The organism is Aquirufa salirivi (assembly GCF_045310485.1).
Classification (GTDB): Bacteria; Bacteroidota; Bacteroidia; order Cytophagales; family Spirosomataceae; genus Aquirufa; species Aquirufa salirivi.
This window is the reverse complement of the sequence record NZ_JBEWZH010000004.1, coordinates 300,012-319,515: the sequence shown is the minus strand read 5'-3', so window position 1 is coordinate 319,515 and position 19,504 is coordinate 300,012. Positions and strand designations below refer to the sequence as shown.

The following is a 19,504-nucleotide window of genomic DNA, read 5'->3' as shown; positions in this document are numbered from 1 at the left end:
TGGTTGTTGAGGGTCCAAATGGCGCAGTATGGCTCTCGATGGTGCCTGAGGCTCTCGAAGGCACCAGAAAGAAAACTAACTAACAAATCAGGTGCATGATATTCCCGATGGTTGTTGAGGGTCCCAATGGTGCAGTATGGCTCTCGATGGTGCCTGAGGCTCTCGAAGGCACCAGAAAGAAAACTAACTAACTAACTAACAAATCAGGTGCATGATATTCCCGATGGTTGTTGAGGGTCCCAATGGTGCAGTATGGCTCTCGATGGTGCCTGAGGCTCCCGAAGGCACCACTAATCTATCATATGATCATTTCAGGAATATTATCAATCTAAACAAAACAAGTTTAACCTTAAATCAATAAAATAAAGAATTACCACTTAAAATGTATATCTACCGTTAGATTAATGCAGGACAGATAATCACAGTTTGTTGAGTAAATTCGCAGAACCTATTTAATAATAATAAACCTATGAAAAAAGACATTAAATTGCCGAGCATTGACCAATGCCCGGTAGACGACATTGTATTCATTGAAGGAAAAGGAAATTACAGCATCGTATTCCTAAAAAACAAAAAACAAATCACGATTGCTAAAACACTTAAGAAATTTGAATCTCAATTACGCATGAACCCATTTTTGCGGGCACACAAATCGTACTTAGTAAATAGAGAGAATATTTCAGGTCAAAATTTCGAAGGCACCAATACACTAACAACCATTCTGGGAAATGAAATTCCTATTTCTCGTCGAAAACTTGACTTAGTTAAAAAACATTTCGCATAAAAAAAGGGTCTCAATTGAGACCCTTTTCTATTATTTCTTATTTGATTATTTTCCAGAAGGAGGAGCTAACAAATTAAAGAATTGATCTAATTTAGGAGTAACAATAATCTCAGTACGACGATTCATCTTACGTCCATCCTTACTCTTGTTCTCCGCTTGTGGCTCAAACTCACCACGGCCACCAGCTGTCATACGCTCTGGATCTACTGAGAATCTAGTTTGTAACAAACGAACTACTGAAGTAGCACGCTTAGCACTTAAATCCCAGTTATCTTTGATACAATCTGTTGAGATAGGCACACTATCAGTATGACCTTCAACTAAGATATCTAAATCTTTATGATCATTGATTACTTTCGCTACTTTCGCTAACACAGCTTCCGCCTTAGAGTTAATCACAGAACTACCAGATGCAAACATTAACTTGTCAGAAATAGAAATATAAACGACACCTTTTTTCACTTCAACAGTTACATCTTCATCATTTACATCAGCCAATGAACGCTTCAAGTTCATTACTAAGGATAAATTGATTGAGTCCTTACGTTGGATAGTCGAGTTCAAATCCTTGATATACTTTCCTTGCTCATTCAAAGCATCCAATGACTTACGAATACTTTCAGCACCTGATTTATTGATTACTGACAAATCAGATAAACGATCCAATAAATTGGTATTTGTTCTCTTCATGTAATCCAATTGCTCTTGCAAGTTCTTCAAAGAAGCAGTTCTAGCTTCTAATTCACCATCTCTCTTTTTAATCTCAGCTTGTAAACTAGCTGTTAAAGATTGACAATCAGCAAGATCAGCTCTTGATTTAGCAAGCGATTGGTCACTACTAGCTTGTAGTTCTGTTAAACGTGATTGCAAATCAGCAATTTTCTTTTTGCTTGCACAAGAAAAGAAAAACGGCATCAGAGCGATTACTAAAAGTAATTTTTTCATAATGATGATTCGGTTTGGGGGTTAATGACTCAATGTTTAAAATATAATTGCCACAAAAGTATGAATGATATCGCTAAATCTTGTCCTTATTGCCATTTTTTTTTAAAAAATATAGCCCATTTTTTGAATAGCCGCCTCCGCAATTTTTCGTCGAGCTTCTTTCAGGTTTTTAGGATCGATTTTCGTAAAACGCTTCAATCCCATTAACATAACGTTTAACTCATCTCCAGTAGCAAAACCCGTAATAACTTCCTTACCATGATGATGAATTTTATCTACCGCTTCGTGCAAATATACCAATGCACATTCTTTGGCAATATCATTGGTAGCCTCGCCAGATTGCTGAATTAATTTATCCACTCGTACTAAAACAGACTCCGCAACATAAATTTCAATCATCATATCAGCCAAAGACATCAAGATTTCTTGCTCTTGCTCGATTTCGGCAGTATACTTCTGCAAAGCACCTCCAGCAGACATTAACAAGGCCTTCTTCAAGTTAGTAATCACTTTGTATTCCTTTCCGAAAACCCCTTCTGGTACCGAGGTGGAAAAATCGGGCACACCTAAAATCTCCTTGCCAACAGCCATAGCAGCAGTCATAATATCAAGCTCCCCTTTCATGGCTCGCTTGATAACAGTACCTACTGCTAGTAATCGATTTATCTCATTCGTTCCTTCAAAAATGCGGTTAATCCTAGAGTCCCGATAAGCTCGATCCATGGGAGCTTCTGCAGAAAATCCCATCCCTCCATAAATTTGAACGCCTTCATCTACAGAATAATCTAAGGTTTCCGAACCGTGGACTTTCAATAAGGCGCATTCAATTGCAAATTGTTCTACTCCCTTTAATTTAGCTTCAGAATCACTCATTCCTGATGCCTTTAACTCAGAAATAGTATCATCAATATTTTGTCCTACTCGATAACAAGCTGATTCACTGGCATAATTTTTCACAATCATTTCAGCAATCTTATATTTGATAGCTCCAAACTGATGTAAGGATTGCCCAAATTGCTTACGGTCATTGGCATATTGTACTGCCTGATCAATCACTCGTTTTCCTGCACCAATCACGGCAGCAGCTAGTTTAATTCGACCAATATTTAGAATATTAACCGCTATTTTAAATCCACCTTCACGTTTAAACAACAAGTTTTCTACAGGAACTGGACAATCATTAAAAAAGATTTGACGGGTAGAACTGCCTTTAATTCCCATTTTACGCTCCTCCTCGTTCATGGTAATTCCACCAAAACTTTTCTCTACAATGAAAGCCGTCAAGTTTTTATCATCTGCTATTTTGGCAAAAACGATGAATACATCCGCAAATCCGCCATTGGTTATCCACATTTTTTGACCTGTAATCAAATAATTTTTACCATCTTCTGATAATAAAGCTTTGGATTTGGCAGCATTAGCATCTGAACCAGAATCTGGTTCAGTTAAACAATAAGCAGCTTTCCACTCACCAGAAGCCAGTTTAGGTAAATAGCGTTGTTTTTGTTCCTCAGTACCATAATACAAAATAGGTAATGTTCCTATACCTGTATGGGCCGATAATGCCACAGCAAAAGAATGTCCTGCTCCGCAAGCCTCTGCTACTAACATGGAAGTATTAAAATCCATCCCAAATCCACCATACTCTTCAGGTACAGAAGTTCCTAATAAGCCTAAATTGCCCGCTTTGTCCATCATGTCCACCATGACAGAGCTATCTTTGGCACCATCCATTTCTTCCAACCGAGGTTGAATCTCTGTCTTGATGAAGTCAATACAAGTCTGACCTATCATTTTTTGCTCCTCTGAAAACTCCTCAGGAATAAATAATTCCTCAGGTAAGAGTGGGCGAATTAAAAACTCTCCCCCTTTCATTGTTTTGTTCGTAGCCATAGTCTCAAATTTTAATTGTTGATGAATGTAATGTGGTTTGAAATTTGTTGATGAGTGTAATTATGATTTTAGATTCAGTGTTTGTAGAATTTCAGTAGCATCTTCCTCTAAAAACTGATTAATAGATTGTATCACCTTAAAGAACTCTTGAGACTGTTCGGCGCCAATTCGTTCAAATAGCTTTTCATTAAATAATATAACTCCTTGCTTAGCCACATCTCTTTTTTTCTTGCCTAAATCGGTTAAGAATATCTTAACAACGCGCTTGTCGGCATAATTAGTCTCTCGGCGTATCCATTTTTTATCTTCTAATGTTTTCAGCATCCGAGTCAAACTTCGGGCTTCCAGACCAAGCGCTGGTGCAATTTTAGTAGCAGGAGTTCCATACTTATCAATATGTAACAATACATAACCTATGGCCATGGACATATCAAATTGTGCAGCATAGGTATTATACATCCGGCTGATGGCATACCAGGCTGATTTAATTTGGAAATCAAAGGTACTTTCTGCTTTCATGATCAAGGAGTTAATTTAGTATGCAAGCATACCATTATGTAAAAATGTGACAAAAAAAAATAGGATGCAAGCATCCTATTTTCAAAATTCCAAAATATTTCTGATTATCTCACACGATTTCCTCGCATTCTTTTGCTATTCACTTTCAAACCTGAGAATGAAGACTTCATAATCATCAAACGAACCTTCTTTTTATTGTAAAGTAAGTATTTGTTCCCATCGTAACTCAATCGAGAGAAAGTAGGACTTCCAGCATCATCAACCAATTGGTAATAATACTCTCCTCTTTCACCTACAACAGGCCCGAAGTGTAAACTTTTTTCTTCTCCAGCTCCTGCCTCAAAGGAAATCAATAATTGATCATTGGCTTGCTTCACTAAAACACCAGGAGTCTGTTGTTCTAATGTGACGCGGTTAATTGACTTACCATTGATTAATATGATCTTACCCGATTTAACATTGGCATCTGATGCATTTAATTCTCTTTCCAGAAAAAGGGCATTGTCATTGTAGAACTGAATCTTCTCTAGAGGAAGTTGGTTTTCTTTGATTAAAGTCATCAAAGATCCCGTCAAATATGCTTGTTGTGAACAACTACTTAAAAGCACTACAGTAAACAAAACAATGGCTAAGTTTTTCATGGAATTAATTAACGCCTTCTGCAAGGATAAGCACTTTATTATTTAATACTTCCACAACTCCTCCCTCAATTTCAAATGATTCTTTGTCGGCAGTTAATAAACCTTTTTTCAAAGTACTAACTAAAGCTGCGTGATCATTCAAAATTTGAAAGGAACCATTAACGCCAGGTAAAGTCACCACAGAAGCTTCTGCGGAAAACACTTTACGGTCGGGTGTAATAATTTCTACAAACATATCTATTTTTTATTTAGCAGCTTCTGCCAACAATCTTTCACCTTTTTCTATGGCATCTTCAATGCTACCTACTAAGTTGAACGCTGCCTCTGGCAAGTGATCGTAAGCACCGTCGATGATCGCATTAAATCCTTTGATGGTATCGTTGATGTCTACCAAAACGCCTTTTAAGCCTGTAAATTGTTCAGCCACAAAAAATGGTTGAGACAAGAAACGTTGAACACGACGAGCACGAGATACAACTAATTTATCTTCCTCCGATAATTCGTCCAATCCAAGGATTGCAATAATATCTTGTAACTCTTTGTAACGTTGTAAAATTTCTTTCACACGTTGCGCCGTATTGTAATGAGATTCTCCCAAAACTTCAGCAGATAGAATACGAGAAGATGAATCCAAAGGATCCACAGCTGGATAAATACCTAATTCCGCAATTTTACGAGAAAGTACGGTAGTAGCATCTAAGTGAGCAAATGTTGTTGCTGGAGCTGGGTCAGTCAAGTCATCCGCAGGTACGTAAACCGCCTGTACAGATGTAATTGATCCACGCTTGGTTGAAGTAATACGCTCTTGCATAGCTCCCATTTCTGTAGCTAAAGTAGGTTGGTAACCTACCGCAGATGGCATACGACCTAACAAAGCCGATACCTCAGAACCTGCTTGAGTAAAACGGAAGATGTTGTCAATGAAGAATAAGATATCACGACCTTGACCTTCTCCATCGCCATCACGGAAGTGTTCCGCAACTGTCAAACCAGACAAAGCCACACGAGCACGAGCTCCTGGAGGTTCGTTCATTTGACCAAACACGAGTGTTGCTTGTGATTTAACTAATTCGTTTTCATCAACCTTCGTCAAATCCCACTCACCAGCTTCCATCGCATGCTTGAATTCTTCACCATATTTAATAACGCCAGATTCAATCATCTCACGTAATAAGTCATTTCCTTCACGAGTACGCTCTCCAACACCTGCAAATACGGACAAACCTTCGTATGCCTTTGCAATGTTGTTAATCAACTCCATGATCAATACTGTTTTACCTACACCAGCACCACCAAACAAACCGATTTTACCACCCTTTACGTAAGGAGCTAATAAGTCAATTACTTTAATACCTGTAAATAAAACCTCTGTCGTTGTTGCTAACTCGTCAAATTTCGGAGCAGAACGGTGAATAGGTAATCCTCCAGCTGATTTTGGCTGTGTTATACCATCGATTGCCTCTCCTACTACATTAAACAAACGGCCTTTAATTCCTTCACCCGTTGGCATTGTCATCGGTGTTCCTTTGTCAATTACCTCTTGTCCACGTTGAAGTCCCTCAGTACCTTCCATCGCAATGGTTCTTACTCGATCTTCTCCTAAGTGTTGTTGAACTTCTAAGATAAGTTCCTGTCCATTGGTTTTGGTTACAGAAAGTGCATTTAGGATAGCTGGTAAGTGAGAGCCTTCACCTTCAAAGCTTACATCGACTACGGGGCCAATTACCTGCGCTACTTTTCCTTTATTAACTGCGTTTGCCATTTGAAAAATAAATTTGTTAGCTTAAAAACTAAGAATTGTTATTGAATCGAATGCTATTGACATTCGGATTGCAAAATTAGTCGGTAAATTCCAATTAGCAAAACCGAAGTTTGTATTTTTTTGCTATTTTTTGTCGATATCCGCCCTTTTCTTTGAATGAATTAAAGTTTATGCAGAAATTTACGTTATATAGCCATTGCCTATTTTTATCCCATGCATGAAACAGCGAATTGATCAAATACCCACCATCTGGTTTATCTTTTCTTCCCTTATAGGCCTCTTTTGCCTAGGAATATACGTTTGGGGTGGAATAGAGGGTTTAGCCTGGGAAGAAGTCAGTGAATTAATCCCTCAGAGCATCTCTTTATTCCCAGAATCCAATAACACTACTCAGTCCTCCATTTTTCTCGTACGTCAACATTACTATGTAAAATTAATTGCCCCTGTATTTTGGCCCATCGTAGTGGGTGCATTCTTGGCAATTTTTGGCTTGACACTTTTAGGACAATTCCTTCAATCATGGGCAAAAGTAAATTGGCGGCAAATCCTTTTAGGAATACTAGTTTGGTGTGGCATTATTTTTTGGAGAAATATTGAACTAAGCCCAAAGGAATGGTTTGGCTTTTTACATAGTCCTTTGATAATTATCTCTGTTATCGCTGCAGGTTGGCTATGCATCTTAAGCAGCTCTGCCATACCTTCTTTCATGTTAGAAATTTCGCATGGCCCTGACAAAGCTTCAAGTCAAAGAAAGTTTGTAGGCTTTTTGCTCTTTTATTTGGTCAACCTGATATTAAGTATGGGGAACCTGTGGGGCTTTTGGACATCTACTTTATATGTCCCTGCATTTATTATTTTAGAAACTAGTTTTGCCCTAGGTATGTTTCGAAGTCTTCGATTGGAAGACAAATCCCAACAAAAATTATTTGCCGCCTTATTTTTACTAAGTCATTCCATATTAATCCCCTTTTTATGGAATAATAATGAAGTGGGAATTCGGGCGATTGAAAGCTGGGGCATCATGACGCACATGGCCATGATATTACTATTTCCAGTTTTTCTTTGGGCCAATTTCAAAGAGCCTATCCAACAAAACTTAGCAATCTATAAAGTCATTCATAAGGCTCATTTCATCCCCATTTATTTAATTCAAATTGGAGTATTTATTCTTTGTGTTTCGTGGGTTTTCGCTCGACAAGGGACTTCTTGGCATCAAATTGTGGCTGCATATTACAATGAACAAGGCGATGTAGAACATTTTGGAGGAGGTCGAATGTTGGAGGAAATGGCTTATAAGAATGCCATGATTCACAGTAAATTGAATCAAAAAAGCAATTTGAGTCTGGCTAGAATATCTCAGATTGCAGGTGATGTTGAGAAACAAGCTTATTATTTACAAACTAGTCAAATTAAATATCCACAAGAGAAAAACTTTGTGGCATTGGCCAACATCTATGGAAATGAAAACCAATGGTTTGAATCTTTATTTACACTCAAAAAAGCCCACCAATTATTTCCAGAAAGCGCTCAAATCGCTACTCAATTAAGTCGTGTATATGAACAATTAAAACAGCTTGATTCCGCAGCTTACTTTGCCGTCATGGCCAAAGAATTAGCTCCCAAAACACCGATTACCTGGGCAAATTTGTTGTATTTTGATGTGCATCATAGAAGTAAAATTGTACAGAAAAATGAAATAGCCCTTTGGTCAACAAGTTCTGACCGTGCCGTTAAAAGTAATTTACTAGCCCTTCTTTGGCAGAAAAATCAAGCATTACCAGCTGATTACACACAAGAAGCATTGGATTTCCAACTGGATGTGAGGGATTTTGCTTACATCTATACTAGTAGCCTTTATTTCAAAGGGCAGTCGACCGTTTATCCAATTCAAACATGGATAAAGGACCCTAATTGGTTACAAAAATTTCCAGAAATTGCCTTCCTTGATGCTTGGCAGGATTTTTATCACCAACAACCATTACGGGCATTAAATAAATTAGACCTGTTGGTTCAAAGAGAAAATGAAACGAAAGCACAAGAATATCTGCCAATTTTACACCATTGGAAACAGCAACTATTGGAAGTAAAAGCCAAGGTTCGACTGGAAAACGTTTCACAAGCTAGATCGGCCATTCAAAATTATCCATTTAGCGTGGGCATTTTACAGCAAGCTCTTCCTTTATTGCATCAAGCCAGTAAGCACCAAGAAGCCTATCAGGCTAGTTTGGCAGCGGTCCAATGGAATGAGGAGCAAGCTGAGTTTTATCCCATATTTATCAATGAGTCATTCCAACAAGGGGAAATAAGCTATGCAGAAGAAGCTATGGCCCGTTTGAAAAAATTAGATCCAGCTTTATATCAAACCCATGCTGCTGCATTTTCCGTGGCTAAGGAAAAGGCGGTGAATAGGCAGAAGTTTTAGTTAATGTAAAATGTAGAATGAAGAATGTAGAATAGATTTTGCTTCCATTCATTCTTAATTCTACATTTTACATTCTACATTAAGCTCCTTTTGGCTAGTTTAAAAATTTGACTTACCTTTGCAGAGAATATTATGGGGAACGGAGTAAATGGTTCTTTCGCTTCCTATTCACTTAATGAACCAAACAACATGAATCAAAAAATTCGCATCAAGTTGAAATCTTTCGACCATTCATTGGTTGATAAGTCAGCTGAAAAAATCGTTAAGGCGGTTAAAGCTACAGGAGCAGTTGTTTCTGGCCCTATCCCACTTCCTACTAAGATTGAGAAATTCACTGTTTTGCGTTCACCCCACGTGAACAAAAAAGCGCGTGAGCAATTCCAATTATGCACTTACAAGCGTTTAATTGACATTTTCTCTTCTTCAGCTAAGACTGTGGACGCGTTGATGAAATTGGAATTACCATCAGGAGTTGATGTTGAAATCAAAGTTTAATGATTTCGAATTTCACAAAAAAGGTCTTTGTAGCAATGCAAAGACCTTTTTTTATAATTATAATTTATAAATGATGAATTATGAATGATTGTACAGGCCATTTCATTTTCAAAAATAATACACATTTCTATAATTTATAAATTATAACTTACAATTCTCTACCTGCTTTTTTCTCTGAATTAAACAATTGAAAAATCTTCCGAACAGGCTTTAGAAATAAAGTGAAAAAATACGGTTGAAGTCCATTGTCTTTCCAGGCTTGTCGATCTTCCCGATTAGCCACCAAACGATGCTTCCATGAGGCTGTACTAGTACCTCCATTGCGCATGGTCATGAGCGTTTTGGGCAAATATGCTGCCGTTTTTTTGGCTTTATATAAAGCTCGTAACATCCAATCATAGTCGCCGGCACAAGTGAAGTCGGTCCGAAAAGGCCCAATTTCATCATATACCGATTTTTTGGCATAAAAGGACAAATGCGGAGGCATCCAACCCCAGAGCCAATTGTTGCGTTGATATTCACCAGCCGACCAAAACCGAACTAAAGCTCCACTGATTGGATCCACAAACTGAATATCCCCATATACTGTGTCCGTGCCTTTTTCTTGAAAACGAGTAACTACAGAGGAAATAATATCGTTAGCAGGATAAAAATCATCTGCGCCAATCATACCGATAATATCTCCCGTTACGCGTGCCAAGCCTTTATTCATGGCATCGTATATGCCTTGATCTTTTTCTGAAATGTAATGAATTTGACCTTCGTAGTCCTTTAAAATGGAGAGGCTGTCATCTTTGGAACCGCCATCAATAACCCAATATTCTAGATTAGGATAATCTTGAGCTAGTACACTCTCGATGGTTTGTCGGAGTGTAGCCGCAGACTGATAACAAACGGTAATGATGGAAACCTTAGGTGAATTCATAGATTTCACAAAGATAGAGATTGTCAGAAGAAATTGGGAATAATTGGGGTTGGGGAGAGAATAATCGGAATTATTCAAACCACTACCAGAAATGAATCAAATTAATCTTATGAGGTTTATCCATTTATTGATTTCAACCTGATTTAGTTAATAGGCTAATCAACAAGAAATTAATACATGGCATATTGTGAATTCTTAACTTGTAATTTTAAATACAATGGATAAAATGTGTGTACTTTGAATTGGCTCATTGCCTGTGCTGATTATCTCTTTTTTCTCCATGGTTATAAACCCAAACCAAAGCATAAAACGATTGAAGGTTCTAATGGAATAACAACGATTAAACTGTCTATCTTCATTGGAAGAATCATCTTGAAAAAATGTATACAGATTCGGAAAAGCTTTACCATAAAGATCAGCATAAAACCTACTGGTTTGAGGCTCATTGCCAAACTTGCTTAGTAAAATAACTGAAAATGCCCAACCAAATTGTCCAACTGGCACTTCTGGATAACCATCATTATAGCTCCATGGAAACTTATTAACAAAAGCTTTAAAAAACTTTTGAAACATTTGTTGCCGATTATTCGTCTCTAATAAATTAATAGCCACTTTAGTCAAAGTCAATTTCCCATTTGTTTTTCTAACTAGCCCCGCCAATTCTGCCGTTAGCCTTGCACTTCTTATAGAAATACAATCTTCCTCTTTCCACAACTTATATAAACCGATTTCAATAAAATCGTCCAGTAAAAATCGCAAATCATAGAGTTCTGTGATCACCTTCCGGGGCAAAGCTCCCAGAGGTGTTAATTTAATATGTTTTTCCCGTTGAATGATTTTTATATATGCTTCCACAATTCGGAAAAGTGGCATTTTATCTAGCGTACCATCATCTATTTTATCCAGAAATTGTACTGGGGAATTCTTTTCTAGAGCATCATAAAGTAAATACTTCATATCATTGGGCGAATATCCCAAAAAATCATTTACAGGTAAGTTGTTCATAGATGAAATTATTTCTTCTATGTCATCAGGTGCTTTCACCATTATTTTTGAATTTTTCTCATTTGATGAGACAAGTAATTTGGTGACGTTTAATTTACTGAAAAATTCAACAGTTTTTCAGTGCAACGAATCTATCTAAAAAGTAAAATTTGTTCAAAAGTAAATTAACGGTTTATCTAATGTGGAAAATAAAATTTTCTATTTCTATAAATTGAAAAAAAAAGGGCTCTTTTATCGAAAATTAGATTACTCAAATTTGAAAATTTAGTATATCATTCTTGATATATAATTCATTGGATTTGGGGGAATTATTGGGTTAAAAATATTACGAATCTAAAATTCCTTTTTCAAATCCATCATTCCATGAAGAATTCTAATTACTTCAATTTCATTTTGAGAAATTCTTGAATACAAAATCAAATGTTCTCCAGATTTATACCCCAAAATATCCTTTCCTAACATTTCATAATTTCTTCCTAAGGTTGGATTAATGGCCAATTCATGACATGAAGATAAAAGCAATTGAAAATATGCATCAGCTTGGTTTTCTGACCAGATTTCAACGGTATATGTCCAAATGGAAGATAAGTCATCTACAGCCTTATTAGTAAAATAATACTTAGCCATTTGACTTCCTCCCAGCTTTGAGTAATTGCAAATGTTTTTTAGGATCAAAATGGATAGAACGACCACTTGCTATTCCATCATTAACAGCTTTTCTTAATGCAATAACCTTGCTTTCCTCATCTTCAAGAAGGCGGAGTCCTGCCCGAATAACTTCGCTAGCATTAGTATATCGACCATCATCTATCGAATGTTGAATAAAATTTTCAAAATGATTCCCGAGCGATATTGATGTATTTCGTCCCATATATGAGGTAGTTTATTCGTGATAAAATTACCAAAAATTGGTAATTTGTCAATAGGGCTAATTCATTTTATCAATAAATAAATATAGAATTCGCTGACCTAAAAAATACTGCGAAAGTGCGCTTTATTTGATTCATATGGATAAGTTGAACGAAATAAAGAGTCGCAAAAACAAAAACACTCCCCTCATCAAAAACTCTTTCATTTTTTTTAAACAGAATGCTTTGTTAAAAATATTTTTTTTGTACCTTTGCAAACCCAATTCGAATCAGTTTCGAAATATGTAAATGTTAAAGAAATGAAAAGAACTTTTCAACCTTCGGTTAAAAAAAGAAAAAATAAGCACGGATTTCGTGAGCGTATGTCTACAGCTAATGGTCGTCGTGTGTTAACAGCACGTCGCGCTAAAGGTCGTCACAAACTTTCAGTTTCTGACGAGAAGAGAGGAAAATAAGCCTTTGATCTTAGGAAAGAAGATTTCAGGTTAGCTTAGTTGTACAACAAGTTTCATGCCGTGAAGTTTACTTTTCAAAAATCCGAGCGACTTACGCAAGTCAAAATCATAGATTCACTATTCCAAAAGGATAGTCAGATCGTAGCACAACGGTTTGTCTATCCTTTTCGAGTTTTATATCAATTTGGCCCTCAGCCTTTAGAATTTCCACAAATTCTTATTTCCGTCCCAAAGCGCAAGTTCAAAAAAGCGGTCGATAGGAACCTCATCAAAAGAAGAATCCGAGAAGCTTATCGCTTGAACAAAGCCTTTCACCTAGGAGAAGGGAAAGAGAAATTACCAGATTTTCTGGCTTTTGTTTATATTGCTTCTACAATTGAGCCTTTTGATCGGATCAATAAGAAAATGCAGCTAGTCTTGCAAGAATTTAGCAATACCCAAAAAGATGCCACAAAAAACTCCTAAGTCCATCAAAAATTGGCTCATCGCCTCCCTTTCAGGAATCAGTATCATATGCGTCTTAGCATTTAACTCCCCAGGAGACCGTTTTTTTGAAATTGCCAAGAACCTAGATATTTACGCTTCCGTTTTTAAAGAATTAAATAAGTTCTACGTAGATGAAGTGAACCCTAATCAGGCTGTAAAGACTTCTATTGATGCTTTATTAAAAAGTTTTGACCCTTATACTGTCTTTTATCCAGAAGATGAATTAGAGGATTTTTTAACCATGACCACTGGAAAATACCAAGGAATTGGTATCATTTTGGCGGAAATCAATCAAACGTTTCGGATTTCTTTTATTGAAGAAAATAGTCCTGCCTTAAAAGCAGGGTTGGGCATTGGAGATCAAATTATTGCAGTCAATGGGATTGCTCTTTCAGACAAACCAGATGCCGACCCTTCCAAACTGTTGCGTGGCCAAGCGGGGACCAAAATTTTGGTCAAAGTGCTCAAAAATGGCCAAACCACACCACAAGAAATAAGCATCAATCGAGAGACCGTTCAAATTAAAAATGTGGTGTATTCTGGTATTATTCAACCAGGAGTAGGTTATATTTTATTAGAAGATTTTAATGCTTCCGCGGCCAAAGAATTAAAAAATGCTTTGCAAAGCTTGAAACAGGCAGGCATGAAAAAATTAATTTTGGACTTGAGGGAAAACCCAGGGGGGCTTCTGACTCAGGCGGTTGATATTTGTAATTTATTCCTACCCAAAGACTCGGAAGTAGTTTCTACTCGCGGAAAGGTGGAAGAGTGGAATAAAACCTATAATGCTCTCAATCCCAGCACGGAACCTGAATTACCCTTAATTATATTGATCAATAATCATTCGGCTTCTGCATCGGAAATCGTGGCTGGCGTAATGCAAGATTATGATCGCGCTGTTTTAATTGGTCAAAAAAGCTTTGGAAAAGGTCTTGTTCAAGTTACTCGAGATTTACCTTTCCGAACTAAAATGAAGATAACTACAGCTAAATATTACATTCCAAGCGGTCGTTGTATTCAAGCAATCGATTATCAACATCGAAATCCAGATGGAAGTGCCGTTGCCTTAAAAGATTCGAATAGTAAAACATTTTACACTAAAAATCACCGTAAAGTAGTCGATGGAGGAGGAATTACCCCTGATATCGCGGTAGAAAAAATAAGCACCTCCCCATTCACGAATGCCCTTCAAAAGCAGCATATGATTTTTCTCTATGCTTGTTATTTTCGAAGCAGTCATCCAAGTATTTCTACAGCCAAAGATTTCAGTTTAAGTCCCATTGAATATCAAGCATTTTGTACTTGGTTGAAAAAACAAAATTTCAAATTTGAAAGTCAAATTGAGAAGCAATTCCATGTAATCAGCGAATTAGCCAAAAAGGATAAATCCTACGCTAGCATGGAACCTGCACTTCAGAATTTCAGAAAGGAATGGGCATCCAATTTGGATAGAGAATTAACTGCTTATCAGTCAGACATCATTACTTTATTGGAACAGGAGATTGTACAACATTATTACCTTCAAAAAGGAATGAATGAATGGTCATTTTCAAAGGACCCTTCCATTCGCGAAGCTTTAAAATTATTTGAACAGAATAATCGTTTTCAATCGATTTTGGCAGGAAAATAACATGAATTTGATTCTTAGTATAGAAACTTCTACCCCAACTTGTTCCGTCGCGATACATCAAAACGGAGAATTAATTGCTCAAAAATTAATTGTCGAAGAAGGGGGACATTCAAAACAAGTCACTGTTTTAATCGATTCGCTATTACAAGAAAATGGATTGAATTTATCTCAAATAGAAGCTATCGCTGTTTCCATGGGACCAGGCTCATATACTGGACTACGAATTGGTTTAGCCACAGCAAAAGGATTATGTTTTGGATTGGACATTCCATTAATAGCACTACCTACTTTAAAAATATTAGCCCAAGGTTTTCGACAAAGCCAACAAGAATTTTCTCAAGTCCGATTACTTCCTATGTTAGATGCGCGAAGAATGGAAGTTTATGCGGCTTGTTATGAAATGGAAGATTTGCAAGAGATTCAAGCCTCAAAAGCTGTCATTTTAGATGAAAATTCCTTTGCTGATTTACAAGGAACAACATTGCTGGCCTTTGGCAATGGTGCTGAAAAATGGCAAAATACTTGCCAGCATCCTGATATTCAATTTGTTAAGAGTCCATTATTTCCTGAAGCTCAATTCATGGGTGCTTTAGCCTATGATGAATATTTGAACAAAAACTTCCAAGATTTGGTTAGCCTAGAACCGGATTATTTGAAAGAATTCATGGGAACTCAGCCTAAAAATAAATCATTGTAATGGAAGAAGAAATCGTCAATCGAGTAAAACAAAGTGGTTTAATTCAATTGGATTTGGAAGAAATGCGAATCCCAGGGGAGCGAATCTTTTTGGACATTAAACCCCAGTTATTCATGGAACTAGTTTTAAAAGAAAAAGACTTTCGAAATTTCCTTGCAGAACATGATTGGGCAAATTATCAAGGTAAGCATGTAGCGGTGGGATGTAGCAATGATGCGATTATACCAACTTGGGCTTTTATGCTTTTAAGTATTCAATTAAGTCCATATGCAAAAACTATAGTTTTCGGGACCTTGGATGATTTGGAAAAAACGCTGTTTAAACAAAGGATCGATGAATTGGACACTCAAGATCTAGTAGGGGCTAGAGTAGTAATAAAAGGCTGTTCGAAAGAGTCGGTTCCTACCGATGCCTACGTACAAATTGCACAAAAACTTCAGCCTATAGTAAAGAGTTTGTTCTTTGGTGAGCCTTGTAGTACCGTTCCTTTATTTAAAAGGAAATCGTAAAAAAAGCCTTCTTCTTTCCTGACTTTTAATATCAACTTATTGGACAATAAGTGTAAAATTTCATTCGTTTTGACAACGCTGTCAAGGTTTGGAACCTTGCCAGCGTTAGGAAATTTTATTTCAATTTCTGCTTAATCTTATCCATATACTGCATCACTTTTTGTTGATAATAAGGTAAAAGATCTACTGGAACATTTTGGAATAAATCTCGATTATCTTTTTGTCTTTTAAGGAAAGGTGCTAAGTTGGGAGGAGGGTTTTCTTTCCACTTTTGTAAGGCTGTTTTTGATTCTCGTTTCGGGTCTTCCCCCTGTTCTTTTAATGCCTTTTCCGCTTCCATCAAACGTGGGAGCATTTGATCTTGACGCTGTTGTAACGAATTATTCAAGCGCTTATTCACAATATCCGACTCATTTTTATCCATATCCTTAATTAAGTCTGATAAGGATTTCTGTAAACCTTGACTACCAGGTTGGCCTTGTAACTCATTCATTTTTTGCTCCATTTCCTGACGAATCTGCGCTTGTTCTTCTGCCATTTTTATCAATTCTTCATTGGTAATCATCATAGGCTGGGACCCCATTTTTCTGGCTTTTTGATTCAATTGCTGCTGTCTTTTCCCCCAATTCCCTTTTGAGTTTCCTTTCGACTTGCCTTTCTTTCCAGATTTGGCTTGTGCTGCTTGATCCTGCACTTGCCGTAATAAATCCGACAACAACACAGCCAATTGGTTCGTCGCAGCCATGGCCTCTTGTTGCCTTACCGGCACAAAATCCCATTTACGCTCCTTCATCATACGGGACGCTTCCTGCATCCTTTGCTTCATATTAGCCGTTTCCTTAGTGATGGTCTGAGACAGTGGCATCAATTTTTTTCCCAAGGAAATTAAACTATCTTCCAAAATAGTAGCCATCTCTCCCAACTTATTTTGCTCTTGAGCGATTTGACGAACGGCCACATCTCCTGCAGGAATCTTTTTATACGCTTTCATAATGCGTTCTTGATCAAAAGACAATTGCAACAAATCTTCCATCAACAAGCGCAATTGAGCTAAATTCAAAGCCACTTCGGTAGATTCCTGCTGCTCCTGCTGCTCTTCCAATTTTTTAGCCAATTTTTTCATTTTTTCAGCGGCTTTCTTTTGATTGGTTTCGGCTTGTTTCGACTGCTTATTTTGTAAATTTTCTTGGGCATTATCCAAATTCTCCTCCATCTCCTCTTGCAATTTCTCTTCTTTATCCAAATCCTGCTCACCTGGAATCTCCTTTTTCTCTTGAGCAATCTCATCCAACTTTTTCCTTTCCTCTTCCACTTCTTTGTTCAGGGCTTCTTGTTGCTTAGCTAACTCTTGTTCATTTTTCCCGTTGTTCTTTTCACTCAACTCCTCTTGCTTTTTGGCCAATTCCTTCCAACGAGAAATGGATTCATCTAGCATTTTTTCTACTTTCAACTCTTGATAAAACTGCTGTAGCCTCTCTAATTCCCGCTCCATATTCTTCCCTTGATTCCGCATTTGATCCAAGTGTTTTTGCCATAAAGTGGCCGACTCCTTTTCCCAATTTTTCAACAGCGCATCGCGTCGTTTCTCCATGTCAGGATCCCAAAGCTGAGAAATCATTTTCTGCAAATTTTCCATCTTCTTCATCCAAGTTGGATCCACTTGCTGGAAGCTCATTTGCTGACCCATCCATTGTTCTTGCATCTTTTTTAGCTCTTCAATCGTCTTTTTTAATGCAGCTTCTTTATCCAATACTTCTTGTAAAGCTTTCAAGTCAACTTCCTTCCCAAGCTGAACTCGCTTGGTCAATTCATTGATCTCTTGCTTCATATTTTGAGCCTTTTGAAGAGAATTCAATACTTGTTTTTCAGCCTGATCTACTTGTTGATCCATCTTCTTTTCTAAGCTTTGGCGCTCAGGATACTCCCAAATTTGAAGTCTAGACTGTGTCCACTTAGGGCCATGCAAACCATCTTGATCGGAAACCTCCACTCGATAATGAATTTGATCTCCCGGATGTAATGCCAATGAATCGACGCGCCAGATAAACTCCACTTCCATGCGCTTCACACCAGCCTGTATTGGAATTACCTGGATTTTTTTGACTGAAAAGCCCTTGACATCTTTCCGCTTAATTTGATAGGATAAGCGCATTTGACCTAAAGCATAATCATCCTCTATCAAGGCATTTAATACCCTAAATCGATAATATAGCGTATCCTCCAACCACTGAGTTTGCAAACTCGGCCTTTGGTCCAAAATAACCTCAATGGGTTGTATGACACTTTTTTGAACAGGCATCTGCGCATTTTTTGCAATAACTTGATATCCGCTATTTTGGCTGATAGTTTTAGTCAATTGATACTTCGTTCTTAACAAATTGGGGCTTGCCCATTCAACTGATGATTTGTTTTGAAACTGAATACCCAATTCTTCAGCACCAGATGAAGTCATTTCCCAACGAACAATAGTTCCTTCAGGAACTTTCAATGGAATCGCTTGATGTATAGTCTCGCTTGGTTTTTTTAAGTAACTAGGATAAATCAACTGAATCGTCATTTCCTTCAAGCCAGGCCTTCGCACTACGGGTAAAAGCTGCGGTTCTGAAAAATATCCCCCTGCCTCAAATTGCAGCCATTTCTCCACTTGAATCGCTGGAATTAATCCCCGAAATTGATTGGTCTTTTCTGTGGGATTTAATGGTATACGCTCCCCATCCCAATGTAAAACCACTTCACTAGGTAAATTTTTACCCCTTAGCTCAAGTAAAAATTCGGTGTTTTCTCCTGCAACAGCTTGAAAGGGTTTATTTAAAACAACAAATTCAAAAGGTAATTCCTTAGGGTAATGAAATGAATAATTCCAAATACGTAAACTCGGCTTACGGAAAAGATTGGGGAAGGTCAACTGGCCGATTCCCAATACGGCAAAAAGTGCAAGGAACAATAAAAAAGGTTTCTTCAATTCCCTTAACTGAATAAAATCCTCCCAATGATATTGCTTCAAAAAGGATTGCTTTTCTTCAATGGCAGCCTGCCAAAGTTCTAAAGAATAATCAGGTGCTTGACTTTGTAATTGAAGTACATTAATTAACGCATCTGCATGTTCTAAAGGCAAATATTTCCCTAAATTAATGGCCAATCGATAATAATCTTCTTGACCCAAAGGACGCATTAAATCCCAGATTGGCCCTCGAACAAAGAATAACAGAATTCCAATTGAACTTATAAAAAATGCGTATAAAAATATTCCACGAATGGCTGATGAAAACCAAGCTAGGTATTCCAATAAAATCAAGAAAAATGCTACACTTAAAATCCAGATAGCAGCATGTATCAAGGATTTCCACAACTCTTTTCGAGAAAGCTGTTGATGGTAGTTTCGTAATTGGTTTTGAAGCGGATTGTACACGGGTTTTGCTAATCAGAACAAGTCAGAACTTGAAAATACGAATTTTCAAACGCATACC

The 19,504-nt window shown here is 37.3% G+C and carries 19 protein-coding genes; 8 read left to right on the top strand and 11 right to left on the bottom strand.

Annotated elements, in window-relative coordinates:
* Positions 1-469: 469 nt before the first annotated feature.
* Positions 470-784 carry a LytR/AlgR family response regulator transcription factor gene (locus tag U0R11_RS07565; protein ID WP_406751045.1) on the top strand — a complete coding sequence of 105 codons (315 nt, stop codon included), beginning with the start codon at positions 470-472 and terminating at the stop codon, positions 782-784.
* A gap of 45 nt (positions 785-829) precedes the next feature.
* On the opposite strand, the gene U0R11_RS07560 is transcribed toward U0R11_RS07565, so the two are convergent.
* The 6 genes from U0R11_RS07560 to atpD form a co-directional block, all read right to left on the bottom strand.
* Entirely contained in the window at positions 830-1,729 is a 900-nt protein-coding gene (locus U0R11_RS07560) for an OmpA family protein (RefSeq protein WP_166373873.1), read from the bottom strand.
* A 102-nt stretch (positions 1,730-1,831) separates the two neighbouring features.
* Complete coding sequence (locus U0R11_RS07555) at positions 1,832-3,622, bottom strand: acyl-CoA dehydrogenase family protein (protein WP_406751043.1); 1,791 nt, start codon at positions 3,620-3,622, stop codon at positions 1,832-1,834.
* 60 nt (positions 3,623-3,682) lie between these two features.
* Entirely contained in the window at positions 3,683-4,141 is a 459-nt protein-coding gene (locus U0R11_RS07550) for a MarR family winged helix-turn-helix transcriptional regulator (RefSeq protein ID WP_406751041.1), read from the bottom strand.
* Positions 4,142-4,245: 104 nt separating this feature from the next.
* Positions 4,246-4,782 carry a hypothetical protein gene (locus U0R11_RS07545; protein WP_269010078.1) on the bottom strand — a complete coding sequence of 179 codons (537 nt, stop codon included), beginning with the start codon at positions 4,780-4,782 and terminating at the stop codon, positions 4,246-4,248.
* Between the two features lie 4 nt (positions 4,783-4,786).
* The gene (locus U0R11_RS07540) at positions 4,787-5,017 is read right to left on the bottom strand and encodes a F0F1 ATP synthase subunit epsilon (protein ID WP_109324192.1); all 231 of its coding nucleotides are present in this window, start codon (positions 5,015-5,017) and stop codon (positions 4,787-4,789) included.
* Positions 5,018-5,026: 9 nt separating this feature from the next.
* The gene (gene atpD, locus U0R11_RS07535) at positions 5,027-6,544 is read right to left on the bottom strand and encodes a F0F1 ATP synthase subunit beta (RefSeq protein WP_406751039.1); all 1,518 of its coding nucleotides are present in this window, start codon (positions 6,542-6,544) and stop codon (positions 5,027-5,029) included.
* A gap of 217 nt (positions 6,545-6,761) precedes the next feature.
* Between atpD and U0R11_RS07530 the strand changes: the two genes are divergently transcribed.
* Together U0R11_RS07530 and rpsJ are read left to right on the top strand one after the other, a co-directional pair.
* Positions 6,762-8,966, top strand: a complete 2,205-nt coding sequence (locus U0R11_RS07530; protein WP_406751037.1) for a hypothetical protein — start codon at positions 6,762-6,764, stop codon at positions 8,964-8,966.
* Between the two features lie 189 nt (positions 8,967-9,155).
* Positions 9,156-9,461, top strand: a complete 306-nt coding sequence (rpsJ, locus tag U0R11_RS07525) for a 30S ribosomal protein S10 (RefSeq protein ID WP_130895342.1) — start codon at positions 9,156-9,158, stop codon at positions 9,459-9,461.
* 148 nt (positions 9,462-9,609) lie between these two features.
* Here the strand turns inward: rpsJ and U0R11_RS07520 are convergent, their stop codons facing one another.
* The 4 genes from U0R11_RS07520 to U0R11_RS07505 form a co-directional block, all read right to left on the bottom strand.
* Positions 9,610-10,386, bottom strand: coding sequence for a glycosyltransferase family 2 protein (locus U0R11_RS07520; protein ID WP_406751034.1), 777 nt, complete (start codon positions 10,384-10,386; stop codon positions 9,610-9,612).
* Between the two features lie 195 nt (positions 10,387-10,581).
* The gene (locus tag U0R11_RS07515; protein ID WP_406751033.1) at positions 10,582-11,433 is read right to left on the bottom strand and encodes a hypothetical protein; all 852 of its coding nucleotides are present in this window, start codon (positions 11,431-11,433) and stop codon (positions 10,582-10,584) included.
* Between the two features lie 291 nt (positions 11,434-11,724).
* A complete protein-coding gene (locus U0R11_RS07510; protein WP_406751031.1) occupies positions 11,725-12,018 on the bottom strand; it encodes a type II toxin-antitoxin system RelE/ParE family toxin in 294 nt (97 codons plus the stop codon).
* Positions 12,011-12,262 (bottom strand): type II toxin-antitoxin system ParD family antitoxin, encoded by a 252-nt coding sequence (locus U0R11_RS07505; protein ID WP_406751029.1) that lies wholly within the window; start codon positions 12,260-12,262, stop codon positions 12,011-12,013. The genes U0R11_RS07510 and U0R11_RS07505 overlap by 8 nt, the downstream gene beginning before the upstream one ends.
* 297 nt (positions 12,263-12,559) lie before the next feature.
* On the opposite strand from U0R11_RS07505, the gene rpmH reads away from it, so the two are divergent.
* The 5 genes from rpmH to U0R11_RS07480 are packed head-to-tail and all read left to right on the top strand — an operon-like array spanning position 12,560 to position 16,037.
* Positions 12,560-12,715, top strand: coding sequence for a 50S ribosomal protein L34 (rpmH, locus tag U0R11_RS07500; RefSeq protein WP_109324196.1), 156 nt, complete (start codon positions 12,560-12,562; stop codon positions 12,713-12,715).
* Positions 12,716-12,775: 60 nt separating this feature from the next.
* Positions 12,776-13,180, top strand: coding sequence for a ribonuclease P protein component (rnpA, locus tag U0R11_RS07495; protein WP_166373864.1), 405 nt, complete (start codon positions 12,776-12,778; stop codon positions 13,178-13,180).
* A complete protein-coding gene (locus tag U0R11_RS07490) occupies positions 13,161-14,831 on the top strand; it encodes a S41 family peptidase (RefSeq protein WP_406751026.1) in 1,671 nt (556 codons plus the stop codon). Before rnpA ends, U0R11_RS07490 begins: the two co-directional genes overlap by 20 nt.
* 1 nt (position 14,832) lies before the next feature.
* The gene (tsaB, locus tag U0R11_RS07485) at positions 14,833-15,528 is read left to right on the top strand and encodes a tRNA (adenosine(37)-N6)-threonylcarbamoyltransferase complex dimerization subunit type 1 TsaB (protein ID WP_406751024.1); all 696 of its coding nucleotides are present in this window, start codon (positions 14,833-14,835) and stop codon (positions 15,526-15,528) included.
* Complete coding sequence (locus tag U0R11_RS07480) at positions 15,528-16,037, top strand: DUF2480 family protein (protein ID WP_406751022.1); 510 nt, start codon at positions 15,528-15,530, stop codon at positions 16,035-16,037. The genes tsaB and U0R11_RS07480 overlap by 1 nt, the downstream gene beginning before the upstream one ends.
* A gap of 115 nt (positions 16,038-16,152) precedes the next feature.
* On the opposite strand, the gene U0R11_RS07475 is transcribed toward U0R11_RS07480, so the two are convergent.
* Entirely contained in the window at positions 16,153-19,446 is a 3,294-nt protein-coding gene (locus U0R11_RS07475) for a hypothetical protein (protein ID WP_406751020.1), read from the bottom strand.
* Positions 19,447-19,504 lie beyond the last annotated feature (58 nt).

Excerpts from the sequence above, each read along its gene's own strand:
- U0R11_RS07510 (WP_406751031.1), bottom strand. The coding sequence starts at position 12,018 with ATGGCTAAGTATTATTTTACTAATAAGGCTGTAGATGACTTATCTTCC.
- U0R11_RS07490 (WP_406751026.1), top strand. The coding sequence starts at position 13,161 with ATGCCACAAAAAACTCCTAAGTCCATCAAAAATTGGCTCATCGCCTCC.
- atpD (WP_406751039.1), bottom strand. The coding sequence starts at position 6,544 with ATGGCAAACGCAGTTAATAAAGGAAAAGTAGCGCAGGTAATTGGCCCC.
- U0R11_RS07515 (WP_406751033.1), bottom strand. The coding sequence starts at position 11,433 with ATGGTGAAAGCACCTGATGACATAGAAGAAATAATTTCATCTATGAAC.
- U0R11_RS07505 (WP_406751029.1), bottom strand. The coding sequence starts at position 12,262 with ATGGGACGAAATACATCAATATCGCTCGGGAATCATTTTGAAAATTTT.
- tsaB (WP_406751024.1), top strand. The coding sequence starts at position 14,833 with ATGAATTTGATTCTTAGTATAGAAACTTCTACCCCAACTTGTTCCGTC.
- U0R11_RS07560 (WP_166373873.1), bottom strand. The coding sequence starts at position 1,729 with ATGAAAAAATTACTTTTAGTAATCGCTCTGATGCCGTTTTTCTTTTCT.
- U0R11_RS07555 (WP_406751043.1), bottom strand. The coding sequence starts at position 3,622 with ATGGCTACGAACAAAACAATGAAAGGGGGAGAGTTTTTAATTCGCCCA.
- U0R11_RS07530 (WP_406751037.1), top strand. The coding sequence starts at position 6,762 with ATGAAACAGCGAATTGATCAAATACCCACCATCTGGTTTATCTTTTCT.
- U0R11_RS07540 (WP_109324192.1), bottom strand. The coding sequence starts at position 5,017 with ATGTTTGTAGAAATTATTACACCCGACCGTAAAGTGTTTTCCGCAGAA.
- U0R11_RS07480 (WP_406751022.1), top strand. The coding sequence starts at position 15,528 with ATGGAAGAAGAAATCGTCAATCGAGTAAAACAAAGTGGTTTAATTCAA.
- rpmH (WP_109324196.1), top strand. The coding sequence starts at position 12,560 with ATGAAAAGAACTTTTCAACCTTCGGTTAAAAAAAGAAAAAATAAGCAC.
- U0R11_RS07520 (WP_406751034.1), bottom strand. The coding sequence starts at position 10,386 with ATGAATTCACCTAAGGTTTCCATCATTACCGTTTGTTATCAGTCTGCG.
- U0R11_RS07550 (WP_406751041.1), bottom strand. The coding sequence starts at position 4,141 with ATGAAAGCAGAAAGTACCTTTGATTTCCAAATTAAATCAGCCTGGTAT.
- U0R11_RS07565 (WP_406751045.1), top strand. The coding sequence starts at position 470 with ATGAAAAAAGACATTAAATTGCCGAGCATTGACCAATGCCCGGTAGAC.
- U0R11_RS07545 (WP_269010078.1), bottom strand. The coding sequence starts at position 4,782 with ATGAAAAACTTAGCCATTGTTTTGTTTACTGTAGTGCTTTTAAGTAGT.
- rpsJ (WP_130895342.1), top strand. The coding sequence starts at position 9,156 with ATGAATCAAAAAATTCGCATCAAGTTGAAATCTTTCGACCATTCATTG.